21 protein-coding genes are annotated in these 22,545 nt (G+C 37.4%); 8 read left to right on the top strand and 13 right to left on the bottom strand.

From position 1 onward, the window contains the following. Positions 1-11: 11 nt before the first annotated feature. From CGC50_RS00110 to CGC50_RS00100, 3 genes are read left to right on the top strand one after another with little or no spacing between them, the layout of a single operon-like run. Entirely contained in the window at positions 12-1,142 is a 1,131-nt protein-coding gene (locus CGC50_RS00110) for a hypothetical protein (RefSeq protein WP_095909193.1), read from the top strand. Positions 1,143-1,155: 13 nt separating this feature from the next. Next, positions 1,156-2,538: a phosphoglucosamine mutase gene (gene glmM, locus CGC50_RS00105; protein WP_095909192.1), complete on the top strand. Its 1,383-nt coding sequence runs from the start codon at positions 1,156-1,158 to the stop codon at positions 2,536-2,538. A 23-nt stretch (positions 2,539-2,561) separates the two neighbouring features. Then, entirely contained in the window at positions 2,562-4,409 is a 1,848-nt protein-coding gene (locus CGC50_RS00100) for an SLC13 family permease (protein ID WP_040359219.1), read from the top strand. A gap of 249 nt (positions 4,410-4,658) precedes the next feature. Here the strand turns inward: CGC50_RS00100 and CGC50_RS00095 are convergent, their stop codons facing one another. From CGC50_RS00095 to CGC50_RS00040, 12 genes are all read right to left on the bottom strand, one after another. Beyond that, the gene (locus tag CGC50_RS00095) at positions 4,659-5,033 is read right to left on the bottom strand and encodes a PUR family DNA/RNA-binding protein (protein WP_095909191.1); all 375 of its coding nucleotides are present in this window, start codon (positions 5,031-5,033) and stop codon (positions 4,659-4,661) included. A 29-nt stretch (positions 5,034-5,062) separates the two neighbouring features. Continuing rightward, positions 5,063-5,359: an FtsB family cell division protein gene (locus tag CGC50_RS00090; RefSeq protein ID WP_002665524.1), complete on the bottom strand. Its 297-nt coding sequence runs from the start codon at positions 5,357-5,359 to the stop codon at positions 5,063-5,065. Beyond that, a complete protein-coding gene (gene udk, locus CGC50_RS00085) occupies positions 5,356-5,976 on the bottom strand; it encodes a uridine kinase (RefSeq protein WP_095909190.1) in 621 nt (206 codons plus the stop codon). Before udk ends, CGC50_RS00090 begins: the two co-directional genes overlap by 4 nt. A 24-nt stretch (positions 5,977-6,000) precedes the next feature. Continuing rightward, a complete protein-coding gene (locus tag CGC50_RS00080) occupies positions 6,001-6,483 on the bottom strand; it encodes a DUF4268 domain-containing protein (RefSeq protein ID WP_095909189.1) in 483 nt (160 codons plus the stop codon). Continuing rightward, positions 6,483-6,956, bottom strand: a complete 474-nt coding sequence (rlmH, locus tag CGC50_RS00075) for a 23S rRNA (pseudouridine(1915)-N(3))-methyltransferase RlmH (protein WP_002665529.1) — start codon at positions 6,954-6,956, stop codon at positions 6,483-6,485. The genes CGC50_RS00080 and rlmH overlap by 1 nt, the downstream gene beginning before the upstream one ends. Position 6,957: 1 nt before the next feature. After that, positions 6,958-7,737 (bottom strand): C40 family peptidase, encoded by a 780-nt coding sequence (locus CGC50_RS00070; protein ID WP_095909188.1) that lies wholly within the window; start codon positions 7,735-7,737, stop codon positions 6,958-6,960. A gap of 132 nt (positions 7,738-7,869) precedes the next feature. Beyond that, complete coding sequence (locus CGC50_RS00065) at positions 7,870-9,477, bottom strand: 2-oxo acid dehydrogenase subunit E2 (protein WP_095909187.1); 1,608 nt, start codon at positions 9,475-9,477, stop codon at positions 7,870-7,872. Positions 9,478-9,482: 5 nt separating this feature from the next. After that, entirely contained in the window at positions 9,483-10,481 is a 999-nt protein-coding gene (gene pdhA / locus CGC50_RS00060) for a pyruvate dehydrogenase (acetyl-transferring) E1 component subunit alpha (RefSeq protein ID WP_095909186.1), read from the bottom strand. Positions 10,482-10,579: 98 nt separating this feature from the next. Continuing rightward, positions 10,580-10,750, bottom strand: coding sequence for a hypothetical protein (locus CGC50_RS13985; RefSeq protein WP_232781153.1), 171 nt, complete (start codon positions 10,748-10,750; stop codon positions 10,580-10,582). A 232-nt stretch (positions 10,751-10,982) separates the two neighbouring features. Next, positions 10,983-11,750, bottom strand: coding sequence for a tellurite resistance TerB family protein (locus CGC50_RS00050; protein WP_095909184.1), 768 nt, complete (start codon positions 11,748-11,750; stop codon positions 10,983-10,985). 92 nt (positions 11,751-11,842) lie between these two features. Next, a complete protein-coding gene (gene metF, locus CGC50_RS00045) occupies positions 11,843-12,799 on the bottom strand; it encodes a methylenetetrahydrofolate reductase [NAD(P)H] (protein WP_095909183.1) in 957 nt (318 codons plus the stop codon). A 29-nt stretch (positions 12,800-12,828) separates the two neighbouring features. Continuing rightward, positions 12,829-14,316, bottom strand: a complete 1,488-nt coding sequence (locus CGC50_RS00040; RefSeq protein ID WP_095909182.1) for a sugar-binding protein — start codon at positions 14,314-14,316, stop codon at positions 12,829-12,831. A gap of 312 nt (positions 14,317-14,628) precedes the next feature. Here CGC50_RS00040 and CGC50_RS00035 point away from each other — a divergent pair, with 312 nt between their 5' ends. The 5 genes from CGC50_RS00035 (at position 14,629) to CGC50_RS13980 (ending at position 20,946) form a co-directional block, all read left to right on the top strand. Further along, positions 14,629-15,408: a DUF3108 domain-containing protein gene (locus CGC50_RS00035; RefSeq protein ID WP_095911237.1), complete on the top strand. Its 780-nt coding sequence runs from the start codon at positions 14,629-14,631 to the stop codon at positions 15,406-15,408. A 2-nt stretch (positions 15,409-15,410) separates the two neighbouring features. Then, a complete protein-coding gene (pdxH, locus tag CGC50_RS00030; RefSeq protein ID WP_002665598.1) occupies positions 15,411-16,058 on the top strand; it encodes a pyridoxamine 5'-phosphate oxidase in 648 nt (215 codons plus the stop codon). A 134-nt stretch (positions 16,059-16,192) separates the two neighbouring features. Further along, entirely contained in the window at positions 16,193-17,401 is a 1,209-nt protein-coding gene (locus CGC50_RS00025) for an HU domain-containing protein (RefSeq protein WP_095909181.1), read from the top strand. 326 nt (positions 17,402-17,727) lie between these two features. Further along, complete coding sequence (locus CGC50_RS00020; protein ID WP_095909180.1) at positions 17,728-19,164, top strand: hypothetical protein; 1,437 nt, start codon at positions 17,728-17,730, stop codon at positions 19,162-19,164. A gap of 81 nt (positions 19,165-19,245) precedes the next feature. Next, the gene (locus CGC50_RS13980) at positions 19,246-20,946 is read left to right on the top strand and encodes a YbjP/YqhG family protein (RefSeq protein WP_232781152.1); all 1,701 of its coding nucleotides are present in this window, start codon (positions 19,246-19,248) and stop codon (positions 20,944-20,946) included. 162 nt (positions 20,947-21,108) lie between these two features. Here CGC50_RS13980 and dnaA read toward each other — a convergent pair whose 3' ends face one another. After that, on the bottom strand, positions 21,109-22,545 hold the full coding sequence (dnaA, locus tag CGC50_RS00005) for a chromosomal replication initiator protein DnaA (RefSeq protein WP_002665572.1): 1,437 nt from the start codon (positions 22,543-22,545) through the stop codon (positions 21,109-21,111).

The raw sequence follows: 22,545 nt of genomic DNA, 5'->3' as shown, positions 1-22,545 counted from the left end.
AAAATAAACCTATGAAAAATTTTTTATTTTTCCCATTTCTATTACTCTTAGTCGCTTGTCCCAAGAAACAAGCACCACCCCAATTATTAGAGGAGACAGTCCCTCCCCCTGTAGAAGATACTCTCCATTCTCTGTGTAAAATTCCTAAAAATATTGCCTCTTATATAGAAGCCAACCAAGATACTTTTACTCCTATTGACATAGAAAAACGGTTTTCTAAAGAATTTTGGGAATATTACCAAATTCATCAAGGTGAAGGGTGTCCTATTATTTGTTATGGAGATTTTAATACTGACGGTCAGCAAGATGCTGCTCTTATGGTTGATTACAAGGGAGTCGGAGACAGAACATACCCTGACAATACCCCCTTTTTAGCAATCTTCCACAGCTATGAGACCAAGGTAGAAGATCCTGTTATCATCTATCAGTTAGATAGTTATAAAAAGCATAATCACTCTGTCATCTATGAGCAACCAGAAGGAATTGAATGCTATATAGAAAAAGGCAAGAGAAATGGAAAAGATATTATCAATCTGATACTACCTGAGAAGTCAGGCTTTCTAATATACTGGAATGAAGATACTTATAGATACCGATATGTAAATGTCTTAGATGAAATAGAAAACCCTTTTCCAAAAACCACCATTACTCCAGAGGTAGAGGAGAATTTGTATCAACTCCTTAAATGCGGTCATTTCTCGTGGAGAGAAGGATATTATCAAATTCCTGATTATGGCTGTTGGAGTCAAATTCAGCAATTAGGGATGGCAAATGTCATCCTAATTCCACGGACATCTGCCTTTGACACCCATCTTGCTTGGGAGAAAGATCATCAGAAAGAAGGATATATCGAGGCTTTAGAGAATAGAATTGAGTCCCTATCTCTTGAAGAAATCAAAAAGCACTTTTGCGCTGTTGTCTTTCTGACCAATTCCTACTATTTGGACTATACCCCCTACTTGGATAGTTCCTACAATCCCACTTACCCCTATTATGAAGAAACTTTCCTACTAACCAATGGAAAATGGAGTAAAGAAAAGACTTATCTGATAACCAAAGATACAGATACTCAAATATACAAGCAACAAGAAAAATATATAGATAGCTTATCTAAAAAATACCAACCAAAAATAACAAAATAAATATAGAAAATATATGTCATTAATCAAATCTATTTCAGGTATCCGTGGTACCATAGGAGGCAAGGTAGATGAGAACCTCACCCCTATTGATGCCGTCAAATTCGCCGCTGCTTATGGCTCTTGGCTCAAGGGACAAGTAGGCAAAGAACACGTCAAAGTAGTCATCGGGCGAGATGCACGCATCTCTGGCGAAATGATTCAAAATTTAGTGCAATACACCCTTATTGGCTTGGGAATTGATGTGGTCAATATAGGTCTTAGTACCACCCCTACTGTAGAAGTAGCTGTCCCTTTGGAAAAGGCCGACGGAGGTATTATCCTTACTGCCAGCCATAATCCTAAGGAGTGGAACGCTCTAAAACTCCTTAATGATAAAGGAGAATTTGTCTCTGACCAAGATGGTAAAGCTATCTTGAAAATCGCTCAAGAAAATGATTTTTCTTTTGCTACAGTCGATCACTTAGGCAAGCTCACCCATAATGATCGATATATTGACCTTCATATAGAAAAGGTGCTTGCCCTCCCCTTAGTTACTCCCGAAGCTATCCAGAAAAAGAAATTCCGCGTGGTAGTGGATGCCGTCAATTCCACCGGTGGGATAGCCATTCCAAGACTCTTGGAGCGATTGGGCGTGGAGGTTGTCAAACTCTATTGTGAGCCTAATGGACACTTCCCACACAACCCTGAACCGCTAAAAGAACACTTGGGGGACATTTGCAAAAAAGTCGTAGAAGAGAAAGCTGATTTTGGTATCGTAGTAGATCCTGATGTAGATCGCTTGGCCTTTATTACTGACCAAGGAGAGATGTTCGGCGAAGAATACACCTTGGTGGCTTGTGCGGATTATGTACTGAGCAAAGCCAAAGGTAATGTAGTTTCCAACCTTTCCTCCTCCCGTGCCCTACGTGACATTGCTCAGAAGTATGGGGTAACTTACTCAGCAGCAGCGGTGGGAGAAGTGAATGTCGTTACCGAAATGAAGCGCATAGAAGCCATCATCGGTGGAGAAGGTAATGGAGGCATCATCTACCCAGAGCTACACTATGGGCGCGATGCCTTGGTGGGGGTAGCCTTATTCCTATCCCTTTTGGCCGAGAGAGGCGGCAGTGTGCAGCAACTTAGAGAAAGCTATCCCGCTTACTTTATGAGTAAGAACAAGATACAACTGACGGAGCAGATAAATCCTGACCAAATTCTCAAGGCAATGGAACAGAAATATGCTCATGAACAGACTACCACTATTGATGGTCTTAAAATAGACTTTGCCGATAGCTGGGTACACCTAAGAAAATCCAATACAGAGCCAATTATTCGTATCTATACCGAGGCAAAAAGCCAAAAAGAAGCCGATGCCTTAGCACAACGCTTTATAGAGGAGATGCGAGCGCTTATCTAACCCCAATCCTTGTGCCTATGAATATGTATATTACCTTAGCAATCCTTGTGATCGCCTCCGCTTTCTTTATGATGGGAAAGATTCGTTCAGACTTAGTAGCTCTCTCTTCTCTACTGTTATTAGTCCTTTTTGGTATCCTTACTCCTGAGGAAGCCCTATCAGGATTTTCCAACACAGTAGTGGTGATGATGATAGGACTTTTCGTAGTAGGAGGTGCTATTTTCCAGACAGGATTGGCAAAAATGATTAGTAACAAGCTACTCAAGCTCGCAGGAAAGAGTGAGCTCAAGCTCTTCGTGCTGGTAATCTTGGCAACCTCCTTCATAGGTGCCTTTGTGAGCAATACAGGAACCGTAGCCCTGATGCTCCCTATTGTGGTGAGTATGGCCATGAGTGCAAACATCAATTCATCACGACTGTTGATGCCACTGGCTTTTGCCAGTAGCTTGGGAGGTATGATGACCCTTATAGGTACCCCGCCGAACCTTATCATCAATGAAGAGCTAATCAAGCATGGTTTTTCCTCCCTGACCTTCTTCTCCTTTACTCCTGTAGGACTGATAGCCCTTACTGTGGGATTGTTATACCTTATCCCAGTGAGCAAACGCTTTTTGAACAAGACAGATCCCCATCAGGAAAGTAAGAAAGACGGCAAATCCCTTTCAGACCTTATGGAAGAATACCAACTATCCAAGGATATACATCTGGTAATGATAGGCAAGAATGCTCCCTTTGTAGGTCAAACCCTCCTTGAAAGCCATATAGCCGATAAATACGAAGTCAATGTAACCGAAATCCTACGCAAGCCAAGCCTAAACAGTTCTATTTTCCAGAATCCCAATCGAGAATTAGCACAAGCCAGTACAATTCTCCATGAAGGCGACATCCTTTTTGTACAAGGAGATATTCGTAAGATAGAAGCTATGGCATGGGAGAAATCCCTAAGCCTGATAGAGGATAGGTTCACCTCCCAAGAAGAGTTGATGAACTCGCAGAAACACGGCATAGCAGAAGTACTGATTACCTCCACCTCGCGCCTGGTGAACCTGCCCATCAAAAAATCACGTTTCAGAGAACAGTTTTCCCTAAATATCTTAGGAATGCAACGCAATGAAAGCTATATCCTGAAGAACCTAAAAGACCAGCGTATCCACTCTGGAGATATTCTCTTGGTACAGGGCTCTTGGAAGGACATAGCCAGGCTCAATGAGCAACAGCGACACCTGATCGTGCTGGGACAACCTCTGAGAGAAGCTTCGAAGGTAACCCTTACCCACAAGGCACCTATAGCAGGGATTATCATGTTACTGATGGTAGTGAGTATGATGTTCGATTTTATTCCAATACAGCCTATAACTGCCGTATTGGTTGCCTCGCTACTGATGGTTTTCTCAGGAGCACTACCCAATGTAGAAGCCGCTTACAAGACTATCAATTGGGAGAGTGTAGTCCTGATTGCTGCGATGCTTCCTATGGCCTTAGCCTTAGAAAAAACGGGAGCTTCGACATGGGTATCCCAGATGCTTGTAGGCAAGTTAGGGGGCTATAGTCCCTATATCCTTTTGGCGAGTATCTACTTTACGACCTCCCTACTTACCATGTTCATCAGCAATACAGCTACGGCCATTCTTATAGCCCCTATAGCGATGAGTGCCGCCACAAGTATGGGCATCAACCCCTTGCCGCTGCTCATAGCCGTATCGGTAGGAGCGAGTATGTGCTTTGCCTCTCCCTTCTCTACCCCACCCAATGCCTTAGTAATGTCAGCCGGACGTTATACCTTTATGGACTATGTGAAAGTAGGACTTCCCTTGCAGATACTCATGGGAATTGTCATGGTATTAGCTCTGCCTTTGCTCTTTCCTTTCTAAGATAAAAGATATTTGGGGGATAAGACACGAAATGTATTTTGGAGATAAGACGCAATGAATTGCAGTCTCTACCTTGATGTTGACCAAGTCTTTTTCACCTGCTTGAGAGCTTATGGCTTTCTTGTAAGGAGCTAAAAGCTCCCTTATGATAGACTCAAGCGAAACGCTGCTTGTAATAAGGATAAAAACTTATATAAAAAAAGAGGCTGTCCAAAAAGGGTAGCCTCTTTTCTTTTAGGAAAGATTGAATTACTTAATATCTTCGAAATCATCAATAGTAAATGATGAAGAACCATCGTTCTTTTCTCTTCCTTCTGCATAGAAGTTCTTTTTGAAATCCTTTTGATGTTTTTCAGAAATAACTTCTTCTCCTTTTTCTTCAAAGACATAAGAGGTCATCTCGTCAAGAATTTCTCTGAAAGCATTAAAATCCTCTTTGTAGAGATAAATCTTATGTTTTTGATAATGCGAGGACCCATCCTCATGAGTGAACTTTTTACTTTCTGTAATAGTCAGATAATAATCGCCAGCCTTAGTGCCGCGTATATCAAAGAAATAAGTTCGTTGTCCTGCTCTTAGAGCCTTTGAGAAAATTTCATTGTTTTCTCCTTCATTTTCATACATATATTCTATATTTTAAGTGTACAAATTATTTATTTTATTGTATCATATTCAATAATAAAGATATCCTCATTTTCCTTTTTGAAATAATAATTTTCTCTACCAAATTTTTCCCTACCTTCGGCAGTATTAATCTCCCTTATGATATCCCTATCCTTGACTATTTCCTTTTGTAGGAATTCTTTTTGGCGCTTGAGTACTTCTATTTCCTTATTGAGCTTTCGGTGGGAGAGCCAAGAATTGGAATCAAAGAACAGCATCCATATAGCAAAGACAACAATACCAATAAGATAGGCGTATTTTTTGATATAAAACTGAAAATCTATCATTGGGTTTGGTGCATAATTCGATTGTGAACAATAGCCTTGACAATATCAATAGCAACCTTGTTATGGCGGTTATTAGGAATAATGATATCGGCATACTCCTTGGTAGGTTCTATGAACTCTTGGTGCATAGGTTTCAGAGTAGTCTGATATCGATTGAGTACTTCCTGAATATCCCTTCCACGCTCGGTAGTATCCCTTTTGATACGGCGAATGAGCCGCTCATCAGAATCGGCATGTACAAATATTTTAATATCGAATAAATCTCTCAAGTCGGGATGAGAGAGAATAAGGATACCCTCTACAATCAGTACTGAACAGGGAGCAATAGGCACTATCTGAGGAGTACGATTGTGCTCTACGAAGGAATAGGTAGGTTGCATAATAGTCTTTCCAGCCTTAAGCTGAGAGAGGTGCTCCTTAAGCAACTCGAAGTCCAAAGACTTAGGATGGTCGAAATTCACCTTGGTTCTTTCCTCAAAGCTCAAGTGTGACAGATCTTTATAGTAGGAATCTTGAGAAATGACACTGACCGCCCCTTGAGGTAACTCCTTGATTATCTGATTCACGACTGTAGTTTTTCCACATCCCGTGCCTCCAGTTATTCCTATAAGTAACATCTACTAAAATTTCCGCAAAAGTAGTTATTTTTCTTGACTTGAAAAAATTGTTTTTCTTAAAATATACCTCCTTATATGGTTAAAATCTTCTTTGAAAAAGTCCTGATATTCCTCCCAAAAAGTCTCAATTTGCAACATCCGCTTGTGTAGAAAGATCATAGTCTGCTGCCAAGTTTCCTTATTATGAATAGAAACTTGAGATTTTTCTACCCATATACGGGAAATCTCCTTTCCATTTTCTAAGAAATAATGTTCTTGATATGTATTTTCTGGAAATATCTCTATCAAAATCCCCTTAAGAGAACACATTTTCTCGAAACATTCCCTTCTTTCCTCTTCACTACCCTCTATATCAATACATACCATTGCTTTTTTGGTATCAAAATAAAACCTAAAAGAGAGATTTTTCACTCCTGTCTTGTACAAAGTCCATTTGTAAGGGAAAGATTTACCGAAAGAGATCCAAAATTCCTGTCTAAGCTTAGCTGCTTCCTCCTTGCTATACATTATTGGTGATGATAAGGTTCGTTATTCAATATAGTAAAAGCCCTATAGAGCTGTTCTACGAAGAAAAGGCGTACCATCTGGTGAGAGAAAGTCATTTTTGAGAGCGCACAAGAGTGATTTGCCCTTTGATATACCTCAGAAGAGAAACCATAAGCCCCCCCTATAGCGAATACACACTGCTTAACCCCTGTATTGAGCACCTTTTGGATATACTGAGCAAATTCTACAGAGGTATACTCCTTTCCTCTCTCATCCAGCAGGACAAGTATATCATTCTCCGCCACTTCTTTTAGTAATAGAGCCCCTTCCTTACTTTTTTGTTCTTGCTGAGAGATATTTTTCACGTTTTTCAGATCAGCAATTATTTTGATATCTATCTTAACATAAAATCCTATCCTTTTTTTGTACTCCTCTATAAGTTTTTCTAAGGGAGAGGCATCTGTTTTTCCTATTACTAATAGCTTAATCGTCATATTATTTTGTTAGTTTCTTCTCATCATCATCCAAAATACGCTTAATAGCATATAGACTATGAGTTATTTTTTGGGTATCCACATCATAAATTCCTTCAGGTTCTATGCGATCCACCCTTACTTTTCCATAAGCATGAATAAGATACCCCGATTGGATAAGAATCCCTACATGAACTATTCGCCCTACATTATTGGTGAAGAAAAGCAAATCCCCTACTTCAGCCTCCTGCAAAGAATTTACATCATTCTTTATAGAATCATATTGCAAAGAGACTTCCCGCTGAAGCCTTATTCCGATGAGCTTATAGACCATTTGGACAAGCCCTGCGCTATCAATTCCGAAAGGAGATTTGCCTCCCCAGAGATAGGGTGCATTGAGGTATCTTAGGGCTATCTCCACTATATTCTTGCGCAATACTTTTCGTTGCACTTCACCTGCAAAGAGGTGCCCCATGAAAGGAGCGTTGCTTACTGTAGCTCCTATACATATAGGCAACAAGTCGTATTCTTTATCACTAACCTGCACATAATCAACCATATCCGAAGCATATCGAGGAAGAATCTTTTTTGTTTCTTCATAGATAGCCTCGCTCATAGGGGTAAGCTGCCTTGCTTCCACCCAGCCTTCATAATCATCAAAATCGGTACGTATATAGCACCAATCATCCTCTTTCTTGATAATAAAGCACAGCTCTCCATACAACAGTTGAGAGATCTGCTCGCTCTTATGAGAGGACTCTTCACGTATAGGCACTATACTCAAATGGCATATAGCATACATAATTCAATCCTAAATAAAGTACAATATTACGACATTTTTTTTACATAAACAAGTTTTATTGACATTATAAAAGAAAAGAGGCATATAAAGACATGCCTCTTTGTCAATAAACTATGAAAAATTGTATGATTACTATGCTAACATAGTAACAGGATTTTCAATATATGCTTTCAAAGTCTGCAAGAATTGAGCTCCTGTAGCACCATCTATAGTACGGTGGTCACAAGCTAAACAAAGCTTCATGGTATGGCCTACTACGATTTGTCCATTCTTCACTACAGGTTTTTCGATGATAGCCCCTACAGAAAGAATAGCTGAGTTAGGCTGGTTGATGATAGAAGTGAATTGTTCTACCCCGAACATACCTAAGTTAGAGACAGTGAAAGTACTACCCTCCATTTCGGCTGGAGTTAGCTTTTTGTTACGTGCTTTTCCTGCCAAGTCTTTTACTAATACTCCTATCTGAGAAAGGCTCATATTATCAGCAAACTTAAGTACAGGTACTACCAAACCATCTTCTATAGCTACAGCAACCCCTATATGTACATGCTTATTGTATACAGTGACATCACCTTTCCAAGAAGTGTTTACCTGAGGATGCTTTCTCAGCGCCATAGCACAAGCCTTAACTACCATATCATTGAAAGACACCTTAGTATCAGGCAAGTTGTTGATCTGAGTACGAGATTCCATAGCATTATCCATATCTACCTCGATAGTAAGGTAGTAATGAGGAGCTGTGAATTTGGATTCAGAAAGGCGTTTGGCAATAGTCTTACGCATTTGAGAATTTTTCACTTCTTCAGTAACCTCTTCTCCAACAGGGATATAAGGAGCTGGAGCTACAGATTTTTCAGCAGGAGCAGCGGCAGCAGTTGCAGGTTTTGCAGAAGGAGTGAATCCTTCGACATCCTTACGTACGATACGACCATTTTCTCCGGTTCCTTTTACTTGGCTTAGGTCGATACCCTTATCTTGGGCGATCTTCTTAGCCAAAGGAGAAGCAAATACACGAGAATCCGCGGCGGCAGGAGCAGCGGTGGCAGGAGCTTCAGCAGCCTTAGGAGCCTCAGCGGCAGCAGGAGTTGCAGGAGCAGCAGAAGCGCCACCCTTAGCGGCAGCAAGAACAGCATTTACATCGGTTCCTGCAGGGCCTATGATTGCCAAAAGTGAATCAATAGGAGCAGATTCTCCTTCCTTGATGCCTATATATAATAAGGTACCTGCATAGAAAGATTCGAATTCCATGGTAGCCTTATCTGTTTCAATTTCAGCGAGTATATCACCTTCTTTTACAGTATCACCAACCTTTTTAAGCCAAGAAGCTACAGTTCCTTCAGTCATAGTATCACTAAGGCGAGGCATGGTAACTATCTGAACTCCTGCAGGCATAGCCGCTGGAGCAGCAGCAGGAGCGGTAGCAGCTGGGGCAGCAGGAGCTGCTTCCTTAGCAGGAGCAGGAGCAGGAGCTCCTCCACCTATAAGAGCAGATATATCTTCTCCTTTTTCCCCTATAATAGCCAAAAGAGTATCTACGGGAGCAGTTTCACCTTCTTTTAAACCAATGTATAATAAAGTTCCAGAGTAGAAGGATTCAAATTCCATAGTCGCCTTATCTGTTTCAATTTCAGCGAGAATATCACCTTCTTTTACAGTATCACCTACTTTTTTGAGCCATTTTGCAACGACTCCTTCTTCCATTGTGTCGCTTAATCGCGGCATATTTACTATTTCTGCCATTTTTTTTATAATTTATGAGGTAAAAAAGGATAATTTTCTTGTTCGTATACTACATCATACATTACATTCTTTTCAGGGAATGGAGATTCGTTAGCGAATTTTTCACACTCTGCTACTAAATCTTTCACGCGCTTGTCAATAGCTTCAATTTCTGCATCGGTTGCATATTTTTTAGCCTTAATCACGTCAAGTACCTGAGTAATAGGGTCTATTTTTTTATATTCTTCGACTTCTTCTTTGGTACGATAGTGTTGCGCATCGGACATAGAGTGTCCACGATAACGGTATGTACGAATATCCAAGAAAGTAGGGCCATCTCCACGACGAGCACGTTCTACTGCTTCATATACTTTTTCAGCCACAGAGACAGGATTCATACCATCGACAGGTTCGCAAGGCATTTCATACCCCAAACCTAACTTCCATATATCAGGGTGATTGGCGGTTCTCTCTACAGAAGTTCCCATCGCATAGTGATTGTTTTCACAGATGAATACAACAGGAAGTTTCCAATTCATTGCCATATTGAAAGTCTCGTGAAGAGTACCTTGGCGAGTAGCCCCATCCCCCATAAAAGTAAGGACAACCCCCCCAGTTTCATTGTACTTTTCAGCGAAAGCTAATCCAGCACCTAAGGCGATTTGTCCTCCTACAATTCCATGACCTCCGAAGAAGTTATGTTCTTTTGAAAAAATGTGCATAGAACCTCCCAATCCGTGAGATGTTCCAGTTCCTTTACCAAAAAGTTCAGCCATAATTCTACGTGGATCTACCCCTAAAGCGATAGGATGCACGTGGTTACGATACGCTGTAATCATTTTGTCTTTCTTAGGGTCAATCACATGCATACACCCTGCTACGATTGCCTCTTGTCCATTGTACAAATGTAAAAATCCTCTTACTTTCTGTTGGATATAAGCAGAAGCCAATTTGTCCTCAAACTTTCTCCAGAAGAGCATTTCTTCATACCATTGTAAGTACGTCTTTTTATCTATTTTTTTCATTATCACAAATGAATTAATATTTCTATTTAAAGTTCTTTTTCAAGTTGCAAATTTACGAATTTTTTAATTCTTTGCAAAGGTACAAAAACTTTTTTTCATCACAATATCTTTTTTTGATTTTCTTCTCTTTTTATCAATGATATGGCAAAACACACCTCCAAAAAAAGCGCTACAAAGAAGGCAAACATAAAGGAAAGTATATCCCAATCATCTACCTTTCTCTCCTTCATATAAAGAGCAGGAAATAGGAAGGCTATGCAAAAAATCATCTGTAAGAAAGTTAGAGCTACAAAACGGTAAGCTATATAAATCTTTCCTATAGGGAGGGACAACACTCCACACACCACGATAGCACAGAGTGTATGAAATAAATAAACCTTTGGTAGAGAATAAAATAAAATCCTATCACAGTATATTTCAACAATAAAAATATGTAATAAGAGCAATCCTCCCATCCAAAGAAATATCCTGAGCAGATGTCCTAAATAGAATAAAGAGGGCTTAGAACCCTCTTTGTTTTTGAATACTATCATACGCCTCTTGTATACGTTTGAATTTTTCCTCAGCCCCTTTTCGAATAGCTACATCATCAGTATTTATGCGATCAGGGTGATATTTTTTAACCATATCACGATAAGCCTTCTTGATATCTGCTTCGGAAGCATCTTTGCTTATTCCTAGTATAGCATAGTCGTCATCTTTTTCTTGACGGAACATAGCCTTTACACTCTCAAAATCAGAAGAGTCTATATTCAAGTTCTTATTAATTCGCTCCAATAAAGCCATTTCAGCCTCCTTGATACGCCCATCAAGACTGGCAATGTCAAACAAGAAGTGGATAATAGAGAGGCGTGCTTCATAATTGGTACGAGCCCTGATATACAAGCAAATGCGAGTAACAGGAACTTCTGCTTGTTTTATCTGATTGAAGGCACGGAATATCTCATTGGCTTTTTCCTTTCCATAGAGCGATACGAACTTGTAGCGCACATAATCCAGTTCTTTTTGAGTAGGGCCTGTACCATCAGCTTTAATCACCAAGGCACAAAGTGATAATAAGTTCAGTTCAAAATCAGTAGGATTAAATCCTCCTTCTAATGCTCTCTGAGGATTTAAGTTTACTTGGTTACTTCCCCTACCTTTGAAGAGGGTTAGACGAAGTAACAAGCCCAAACATAGAACCGCTATAGCTATCCATATATTTCTGGTAATCACACCAATAACCACAGCTACAATATACTCTAAGTATTTTTCTACAATTCTTGACATAATTCTTTATTTTTGGAGGGCAAAGGTAAAGATTATATTTTTTATATACAAATGATATTCTAAAAATTTTTAAATTTTTATCCAATTTCTTTTTAAAATACCTTTGATATAATCTGAATAATATTTTCGGATTTTCCCATAGAATAATAATGGAGAGAAGGTACTCCTGCCTGCTTAAGCTCCTTGCTCTGAGCGATAGCCCATTCTATTCCTACTTGCTTCACCTCATTATTATTCTTACATTTTTCTATTTCCTTGACCAGTTCCTCTGGGAAATCCAAGAAGAACGCCTGAGGTATGATATTCAGATGTCTCCTGACACTGATGGGCTTAATCCCTGGTATTATAGGGACATTGATCCCCATTTGGCGGGCTTTTTCTACAAAATCAAAATACTGTTTGTTGTCAAAGAACATTTGAGTAACCACATAATCAGCCCCATTATCAACCTTTTCTTTGAGTTTTTCTAAGTCAAAAGTTTTTGAAGGAGCCTCTATATGTTTTTCAGGATATCCTGCTACCCCTATACAGAAATCCATTCCTGTATTATTCTCCAAGGTATCATGTAGATAGATCCCTTTTCTGAGATCATTTATCTGTTTTACCAAGTCCAATGCATATACATTTCCATTTTTGGTAGGACGAAAATACTTTTCCTCCTTCATGGCATCACCACGAAGAGCCATGATATTATCAATTCCAAGATAGAAACAATCCACCAAGAGATCTTCGGTCTCCTCGCGGGTAAAGCCTCCACAGAGTACATGAGGGACTGTATCTACATTGTATTTGTGCTGTATGGCTGAACAAATTCCCACTGTTCCGGGGCGCATACGAACAATCTTCTTTTCCAACAAACCATTGGGATGTTCTTTGTAGTAAAACTCCTCACGAGAGGTAGTTACATCGATAAATGGAGGTTTGAACTCCAATAAAGGTTCTATATTTTTATAGAGTTCCTCTATGCTATTTCCCTTCTTAGGAGGGACAATTTCAAAAGAGAACAAGGTCTTTCCTTGAGCCTTAGCTATATGTTCTGTTACTTTCATTTCTTTTTCGAAACACTTAATTAAAAATTCTAATAATACTCTATCACACGCTCTGTGATTTCCACAGGGGTTCTATTCTTATATTGAGTGCGCTCAGTCCAGTTACCTCTTTCATCAAAAGTATAGATATAGGTCTTTTTCTCATCCAAAATACCCTTGCGATAGATTTCTTCTTCCAAGATACTGCCATTTTTACCTCTACTATAGCGAATATCCCAAGCATCTCCTCCATTTTTATGTTTCTCCTCTATCAACTGATGATTCTTATCATATATATAAGTTATTTCTACATCTCCCAGATAGTATGAAGTCATATTACCAGAGTCATCATAGGAGGCTTTTTGCTCAAACTGTGTATTATTCTGGAACAAATATCCACCTGTGATATATCCTTTGTCGTCATAAGTAGATACTAAATAATCGGACTCATTGATCAACATCTTTCCTTCTGTACGATAACCCTTATCATTATACTGATAAGAAAATTTTTTCTCATAAGAATAGATATTATCCTTATCATAATAAGTGATGCGAGTCAAATAGCCTTCTTTGGAGAAAATGGTAAGAGTATTTTGACCCTTATCCTTCTGTTTGTGGTTTTGAGCATTGTATGTTCTTAGCCTGAGTGTCTTGACTGCTCCTTTGAGTTCCTGAGCTGTCCAGTCATTCTTAACACTTACAGTATAGTTAAACTTCTTCTGAGGAGCAGTATCCATCTGAGCGACAGGTTGTCGCTGTTCCTTCGCCCCTACCCCATACTCAATTTCTCTTTCGGTAAGGTAGATAGCCTTACCATTGAGATATTCTATTCGCTGAGTCCAGTTTTTTCTTTTATCAAAGGAATAAGTATAGGTATGATTGGCTAAGATTTTCCCATTTTTATCATACTTTTTTCTCTCCAACATATTTTTATTCTCATCATAGGAATAGGTATATCTATTTTTGAGTTCTCCTGAAGGAGTATAGAGGTTGCTTTCTATACAAAGACCTTTTTCATCATATATATTAATCTGCTTTTGTTCGAGTTCACCCTTACCATTGTAAGTATCTTCCTCAAGAGGGTTTTGTTTTTCATCATAGGTACGTTTCTCTTTTTGGAGGAAGATGCCATCTCCGCTATAAGTATTTATCTCAGTTCTATTTCCCTTATCATCATAGGTATAGATGTATCTTTTTTTGAGAGTACCATCATCCAAAGTCTCATTGACCAGCGCTCGATTGCCCTTCATGTCATAGAGATAGGTATAGATTCTTGTAGGCTTATCTGTAGGAGAAAAAAGCGTTTTTTCTACCTGATTTCCTTTCTCATTGAAGGTTAATAAAGTATTTTCCCTTTCAGTTGTTTTGCTTTTTTTCTCAATCTGGTCAAACTTCTCCAAGACTGTATAGGAAGAAGTCCTTATCTGCTTGATCTCCCCCTGTAGATAGAGTTGTTGTAAATCATTTCTAAGCTCTTTCCTACCACAAGCGATAAGAAAAAGATTCACAACAAAGAAAAAGAATAAAAACCTTCTCATCTTACTATATTTTTGAGGGCAAAAATACGCTTTTTTTTGCTATTTAACTAATATTTCTCCTGATAAAAGAAAAATTATTTTTGTGATTCCTACTTAAAAAAATACAATCATAAAACTCAATAAAAATAAATTATTGATTTACAGACAATTAAATATATAATTAGAATTTAAAAGGATTTATATTCTTTACTCTAAAATTTTTTGGCATGATTTTTTCTATTCAATAAAGCAAATGTGAATAGAAAATGTTGCCTATGTAAAAAATAAGAGGTACATTTGTCGCAAAATTTTAAGTAATAAAAAATGATTTTTATGAGGAAAATTTTTTTAGTAGCCATTCTTAGTTTTATGGCAATCCCTTGTTTTTCACAAGCTGAAAGTGCCTTTCAGGAAGGAGAATATCTCAAGTTTCGTGTTCGCTATGGTATCTTCAATGCCAGCTATGCTTCGCTAACGCTCAAGAACAAGACCTATCAAGGAAAGACTGTTTATCATGCCTTAGGCAAAGGAGAGACAACAGGACTTGCGAAACTTTTCTTCAAAGTAGATGATACCTATGAGAGTTATTTTGACAAAGAGACAGGAAAACCCTATTTTTTCAATCGAGATATCTACGAAGGAGGATATACCAAGAAGCTCAACTTCCTCTTTAATTTTGATAGTAACAATGTAAAGATCAAAAACTTAGAGAATGGTGAAGAAAAAAATATGTCTGTACAGCCTGATATCAAGGATGTTATCTCTACCCTATACTATCTTCGTAACAACCCCAAGATGAACAACCTCAAGAAAAATGATGAAGTGAGCATGGATATGATTTTTGATGATGATGAGGTGTACAAATTCCGCTTAAGATTCTTGGGAAAAGAAAAGGTAGATACCCCCTTAGGAGAAATCAACACCTTGATATTCCGCCCATTAGTACAAGATGGGCGTGTATTCAAGGAACAAGAAAGCTTGACCCTTTGGATCAGTGATGATGAGAATAAAATTCCTGTAAAAATAAAAGCCAGTCTCAGGGTAGGCTCCTTAGTAGGAGAGATCATTCACTACAATGGGCTGAAACATCCTACTGTGCTAAAAAAGAAATAACTATGGAAAAAGATTTAAGCAACTTACGCCTTGTCTATGAGAGAGGACACCTCTTAGAGACTGAGGTGCGGGAGAACCCAATGGAGCAATTTCAGCAATGGTTCCTACAGGCACAAGAATCCGAATCCGAGAAAGAGCCCAATGCTATGTCGGTGGCTACTATTGGATTAGACGGTTTTCCAAAAACACGTGTGGTGCTGCTAAAGAAGTTCACCGATGAAGGATTTATCTTCTATACCAATTATAATAGTGAGAAAGGAAAAGCCATTGCTGCCAACCCACATGTGTGTTTGTCATTCTTCTGGTCAGCACTGGAGCGACAGGTAATCATCAAAGGAGTTGCGGAGAAATTAGCCCGAAACCTCTCAGAAGGATACTTTGAGTCCCGCCCAAGAGGCAGTCAATTAGGTTCTATGTCCTCAGCACAGAGTCAGGTAGTTCCCTCGCGAGCTTACTTAGAAGAACAGCTTGCTGCCTTGGAAAAAGAATATGAAGGAAAAAGCCTGAAATGTCCTGAACATTGGGGAGGATTTTTGGTCAGACCCCACTCTTTAGAGTTCTGGCAAGGACGTCCTAACCGTCTCCACGATCGCCTTCGCTACACCCTTGAGGAGGATTACGACTGGAAAATAGAGCGTCTAAGTCCTTAAAAATGGTTAAAAAAAACTAAAATACATGAGTAAATAAATATATTTATCAACAAATCAGTATTTTTTTTTCTTGTGTAATGAAAATTGTGTACTTTTGTGCCGAAAAAATCTAAGATTTGTAATATTCAGAACGTATGAAAAATTTAGATACCTATATAGAAGACTTGTTATTCAAGCATCAATGTGTTATCATACCAGAATTTGGCGCCTTTGTATCCAACAGAAAAGCGGCAGAACTGGCTGCAGACAAGTCTTTTTCTCCACCACAGAAGGAATTGACCTTTAATTCACGCCTTACCTATAATGATGGATTGGTGGCCAAGCATATCTCAGAGGTGGAACGTTCTTCCTACGAAGAAGCCCAAGAATATATAAAGTCCGTAGTTACTCGCTGGAAACAGGAGCTTAGCTTAGGACAAGAGGTAAGATTGGCCAATATAGGGAAGTTTACCAAAGGTACGGATAACAATATCATTTTCACCTCTTTATCCAAAGAAAACTATCTCACAGATTCCTTTGGAATGTCCCCAGTAACTACCAAAGAAGTAAGCAAGGGAGAGACAGGAGTAGAGGTAGCCAATCCCATCTACAATGATCAGAATAACAAGCCCGGCTTGGTAGAGAACCCTAGTGTAACTCCAGAGGAGGCCGCTGCTGGCAAGCCTAAGCCTAAGATGCCACTTCCTATCAAATACGCTGCTGTGGCTATTGTAGGACTTTCTGCCATTGGGTATGCAGTATATTCTCTGATGACCAATCAGGAAAACCCTACTGTAGTACAGGTAGAGCCAGATCCTGCTAAGGTAGAAGAGCTTGTCAATCAGGAAGTAGCTAAGGCTACTTATGTACCTGAAATAGAGCTTACAGCAACAGCTATCAAAGTAACCAAAGACCCTATACTTGTAAAGAAACGCAAGGAAGAATTAAAAAAACAAGCTGCTCTTGAGGCACAAAGGGAAAAGGAAAGACAAAAAGCGCAAGTTGCTGGTACAACAGATACACCCAGCACTACAACCAATACGACTACCAGTGAACCTACAACTCCCAAAAGTACAAATACTACCCGTACTTCTTCTAGTGGAGGTAGCACTTCTGGATCGACAAAAGCTTCAGGTAGTTTCTTCCTCATAGCAGGCGCTTTCAGTTCAGAGAGCAACGCACAAAACCGTGTAAGACAGCTTAAAAATAGTGGATACAGCACTGCTGGAATGGTAGGACAAAATGAAAAGGGCTATTACTTAGTAGCTTATCGAGGATTTTCCACAAGAGCACAAGCAGAGAGCTATATGCCTGAAATCAAAAACAAAGGATTGAGTACTTGGATTTATCCACCTGCAAAATAGTTTATTATTAATACCTTAAGGCCTCTTGTATAGAGGCCTTTTTTACTAATAAATTAGATGCCGTAAGTGTTCCCTCTACGGATGAATTAGCAAATATAGGAAGAGAAACATGTTTAAAGCAACACTAACAAAGTGAAATAAACATTTCCAGAAACAATATCTATATAATCATAAATAATACCATGATGAAACAAATATTTATATTGATAGTCCTATGCCATTTACTTGCTTGTGAGAATAAGACTACTGAAAGCTAACAAGAGGAGTTCAATTTCGAAAATAAGATTTTTCTCAGTACTCTAAAAAATCAATTAAAAACAGGAGCTATGGGAGAAATGTATGAAACAGACTATCCTATATATGAATATTCTTTAAGTGATTTGGAAACTATTGAAGAAATAATAGATAAAGAGTTAGAAAGAAAAGGATATATTAAGCCAACAGAGGAAGAATTTGCCTCGAAAATAAACAATATCTTTGGAAGAATTATCAATTATACATCAGATAAAGATTTCTTATTAATTAATTTCTCTGATAAATGTTCAAAAGAGCTTATGTTTTTAAGAAATGAAGACTCTGGCTTATACAGCACTTATATTTTCAAAAGAGGTCTATTTATTTCAGATTTATATAGTGTCCCTGAAGTATTTGATTATTCAAAATATCCCCAATTTGTAAAGTTTGAAGATTCTGTAATACAGAATAGAAAAGATAAGGATTTAAAAATCTATTACTGGAAAGATGTTGTCAATTCAAAGCAACGCAAGGAAAATACAGACAAGTTAGTATACCGTAACAAGTTTTTATTTAATGATAATCGCTCAAGTTTTCGCTGGCTTTGTCTTAACGATGAGTTCTTCTTAACTTCATTGGTCTTGACATTTGGTTATGTAGAGGATAAAGAATTAAATAAATATGTTTTAGAAAAACAATTGGCTGGAGAAATATCAGAATTTGGGAAGGCTTTTTGGCATCAAGGCTGTGATGGGAAGTTGTTTTTCCACAATCAAATGATAGACATTATCAAGCAATTTTCCATAGAAAAACAAAAAGAATATTTAAAAGCAATATCTTCATATATTCGTTTTCTTGTAAATGATAAAAATTTACCTTTTTCTCAAAAGGCTGAGATATTAGGAAAATTGTGTTATTATGCTGAGAAGATAGGGAAACCTATAGATATGGGATTTAAGTATTTTTACATATTAGAAACAGAAAGCAGTGGAGATATTTATGAAGAAGAGTTTAAGAAAAAAGAATACTATAATATTCCAGATTTTAAAAAAGTTTGGGAATATACACGTACTATAATCCCTCATTCTAAAAATAATGAAATTCTTTTTTCTAAGAAAGTAGATATAAATAAAGATGGCATTGAGGATAGAATTATTGCTTATAATCCAGAAAATGATCTTTTTGCAACAATAAAAATAGTTTTAAGTGATAAAGGAAAAGAAAAGCTATTTTTTAATACTAAGATGCTTAGTAATAACATTACAAGTGAGGAAGGATTTAGAAATATCTCTTTTAAAGGGCATTTTTTCACTATAGAAGAAAATGTATCCTCAGATATATTACAATATACTACTTTTTCAATAGATAGTAAAACGAATAATATTTTTCTGTACAAATTAGAATATTCGAATATTTCTGATAATGGATATGATGATGAATATAGTGATTTAATCTATACACAAAAGGATTTTGGAAAAGTCTCTTTTGAAAATTATGACCCTGAAACGTTAAGGTTATTTAATTTTTGATAGATAATCAATTAAAAATCCTCTATCCGTTCCCATCCTACTTGTCTGCCTCGTCCGACTTGTCTGACATTTTTTTTACTTATGAAAAGAATTATTATCATATTTATTTTAATAGCTTTTATTAGTTGTAGAGATAAGAAGAACGCTAATAACGTTGCTACTGAACCTACACCTACAGATACAGAAGTTGCTATAGCAACTTTAAAAGCTTTTTATTCATCTGTTTATAATGGTTCGTTAGATAACCAAGAAGAACTTTTTAAGCAATATGTTTCCAAGCAATTGTTGGAAAAGATTGATGAACTATCTGCTGATATGACATTAGATTACGACCCTTTTATAAAGGGACAAGATTTTTTTGCTGATGTTCTCAATAGTACATTAAAAATAACACCTTTAGAAAACAAAAATGAATACAGATGTTGTTTTTTACTATTTGGAAACACTTATGAAAAAGAAACTTGTGTAGACTATTTATTAGAAAAAGATAAGGACGGGCATTTTGTAATTTCTAAAATATTAAATGATGATATTTTAGCGGGGAAAAGGGATGTAATGCCTACTGATATTCGAGAAACAACTATAGACTATAAAGGGCTGATTCAACTTTTAAAATTAGAATGTAATGTCTCCAACAAAGAAGAATTTTATAAGTTGAATTGCCAAAATGTAAGGGTTGCAAATGAAATAGAAGAAGGTAAAAATAGTATATCTGAAATAATTACAGTAACTGTTGGTAAGGATGCTAGAAAAATCATCAGAAAGAAAGAGCCTAATGATTTACTTACTTCAAGCCCTTTTGTTTATTTGGATGAGGAGAACAAAACGTACATCTTATTTTTTCCTTTGGTTGGCGAGTATAATTTTGGTTGGGAACTATATCGTTATAAGGATAACAAAATCTTTCCTTTAGGACAGAGAATAACCTATTGGAAAGCAGAGTATGAAGAGTCTAAAACTACTTATGGTGATTTTGTGAAAATATATAGATCCGAAGGAAAATATATTGTTGCTATGCCTAAAAAATATATTTCAGCAGAGGATAGTGAATACAATGATTATCCTGATTATTTAGAAGGAACTCTCGTTAAAGATAAAAATATATATTATTTTGAGTTTCCTTATACGGAACTTCCTTATTACAAGAAATATATGAATGGTGATAAAAAAGGAGATTACGAAGAGTTTTTGAAAAACGATTTTGCCACTCCTGAGGACATCGTCATAACAGAAGAGGGGATCATTCAAAATGATAGCGGGGAGATGATTCAATTTAAAAATATTTCTGAGGTCATCAATCGCATACAAAAATCTAAGCTCTTTACGCTGAAAAAAATGTATCAACACGACCTCAATCAAGATGGTGATAAAGATATCTTTCTTGTTTTTAAAAATAACAACGATTTAAAGTCTGATGACCATAAGACTTTGGTTGCCCCTGTTATTTTGTTAATTCATCAAGGAGGTGATAAGTACAAATTCTTTCACAATGAAAAAATCTATCCAAGTATGGAAGGTTTTTTCTTCAAAAGAATTGCTTTTAAAGACAATTTTTTCACCATTGAATTAGATACTGAAGTACCTGATGAATATACCGCTGAAAAGTATATCACTTTTAAATATAGTAAAAATAAGATTGTTCTACACCGATTTGGAAAAATCACCAATTGGTGGGATGAGAGAAAGCCTTTCAATGCTCAACTAACGCAAAAAGACTTTGGAGAAATCCTTTTCGAAGATTATGATCCTGAAAAAATAAACGAGATAATATATCATAAATAGAGTTTCTATAATAGTATCTCATAAAGGATATAAACTTTCGGAAAATTCTTGAGAAATAACAAAGCACCTAAGCCGAATCTCCTTCGAAAATAGAAATTATAGTCAAAGTAGGTTATCATAAAAAAGAGATTGCTGAGCAATCTCTTTTTTATGATAACTAAACTACCGATTGTTTATTTTTGTAGTAAGGTCAGATAAGAATTTTCTGAACTGTTTATCTGTTTCATTGAGGTTATCTACTGTTTTACAAGCATGCAATACAGTAGCATGGTCTCTTTTCCCTATTGACTTTCCTATATTGGCTAAAGAGAGCTTGGTATACTTCTTGGCAAAGAACATAGCCAACTGGCGCGCTTGTACGACATGGCGTTTTCTAGTCTTTGATTGTAACTCTTCTATACTGAGTTGGAAGTATTCCGATACTATTTCCTGAATATATTCTACAGTGATTTCCTTTTTGATATTCTTAACAATCTTATCGACTGCTTTTTTAGCCAAATCCAGTGTAATTTCCTTTTTATTGAAGAGTGCTTCTGCCATAAGAGAGGTATTTACCCCTTCCAATTCACGGATATTTGTCTTGACATTCTGAGCGATATAATCAACAATCTCCTCACTCATCTCGACTCCATCGCGATAGAGAATTGCCTGAAGAATACGTTTTCTCATCTGATAGTCAGGAGCTTGCAATTCAGCAGAAAGCCCCCACTTGAATCGAGAAAGTAATCGCTGTTCTACGTCCTGAATATCGACAGGTGCCTTGTCAGAAGTAAGAATGAGCTGTTTTCCATTCTGATGTAAATGATTGAATATCTGGAAGAACACATCCTGAGTTCCCGGCTTAGAAGCAAAGAACTGTACGTTATCTATGATAAGCACATCTATCTGCTGATAGAAATGAATAAAGTCAGTACGATTATTGTTTTTAGCGGCTACTGAGTATTGTTTGGTAAAATCCTCAGCTTCAATATATAAAATTCTTTTCTTAGGATGTTTTTCTTGTATTTCGTTACCTATTGCATGAGCTAAATGCGTTTTTCCAAGTCCTACCCCACCGAATATAAATAGAGGGTTGAAGGAAGTACCTCCAGGTCTCTCTGTAATAGCCTTTCCAGCAGAGCGTGCCAATCGATTGCTTTCTCCCTCAATGAACGTATCAAAGTTCTTATTAGGATTCAGCTGAGAGTCTACCTTTACCTCTTCTATTTCGACAAGCCCTGGTACGACATAAGGATTGTAGGATTGTTGTGGTTTTTGTTTGTACCCCAACACCTCCATACTCGTTGCCTTACGGTTAGAACTAGGAAGTTGCTCTGTAGCTTGCTCTGTCTTATTAGGATTGTTCTCCATCTTAATATTATAGATAAGCTTAGGGCGGGCTCCCAATTCTTTGGTCAAGGCACTCCATATTAGGTTAATATAATGATCCTCAATCCATTCCATAAAGAACATACTTGGAACCATTATGACCAAGGTGTTATCTGATGTTAGCTCTACTGGTTCTATGGGCTTGAACCAAACATCATAGACATCTGTTGTTACATTATCCTTTATAAAGGACAAACAATTTTCCCAAATATTCCGTACATCGGTATTCAT

This window comes from Capnocytophaga gingivalis (assembly GCF_002302415.1).
Taxonomy (GTDB): domain Bacteria; phylum Bacteroidota; class Bacteroidia; order Flavobacteriales; family Flavobacteriaceae; genus Capnocytophaga; species Capnocytophaga gingivalis.
Note: the sequence above shows the minus strand (reverse complement) of the source record. Positions and strands in the feature narration are given on the sequence as shown.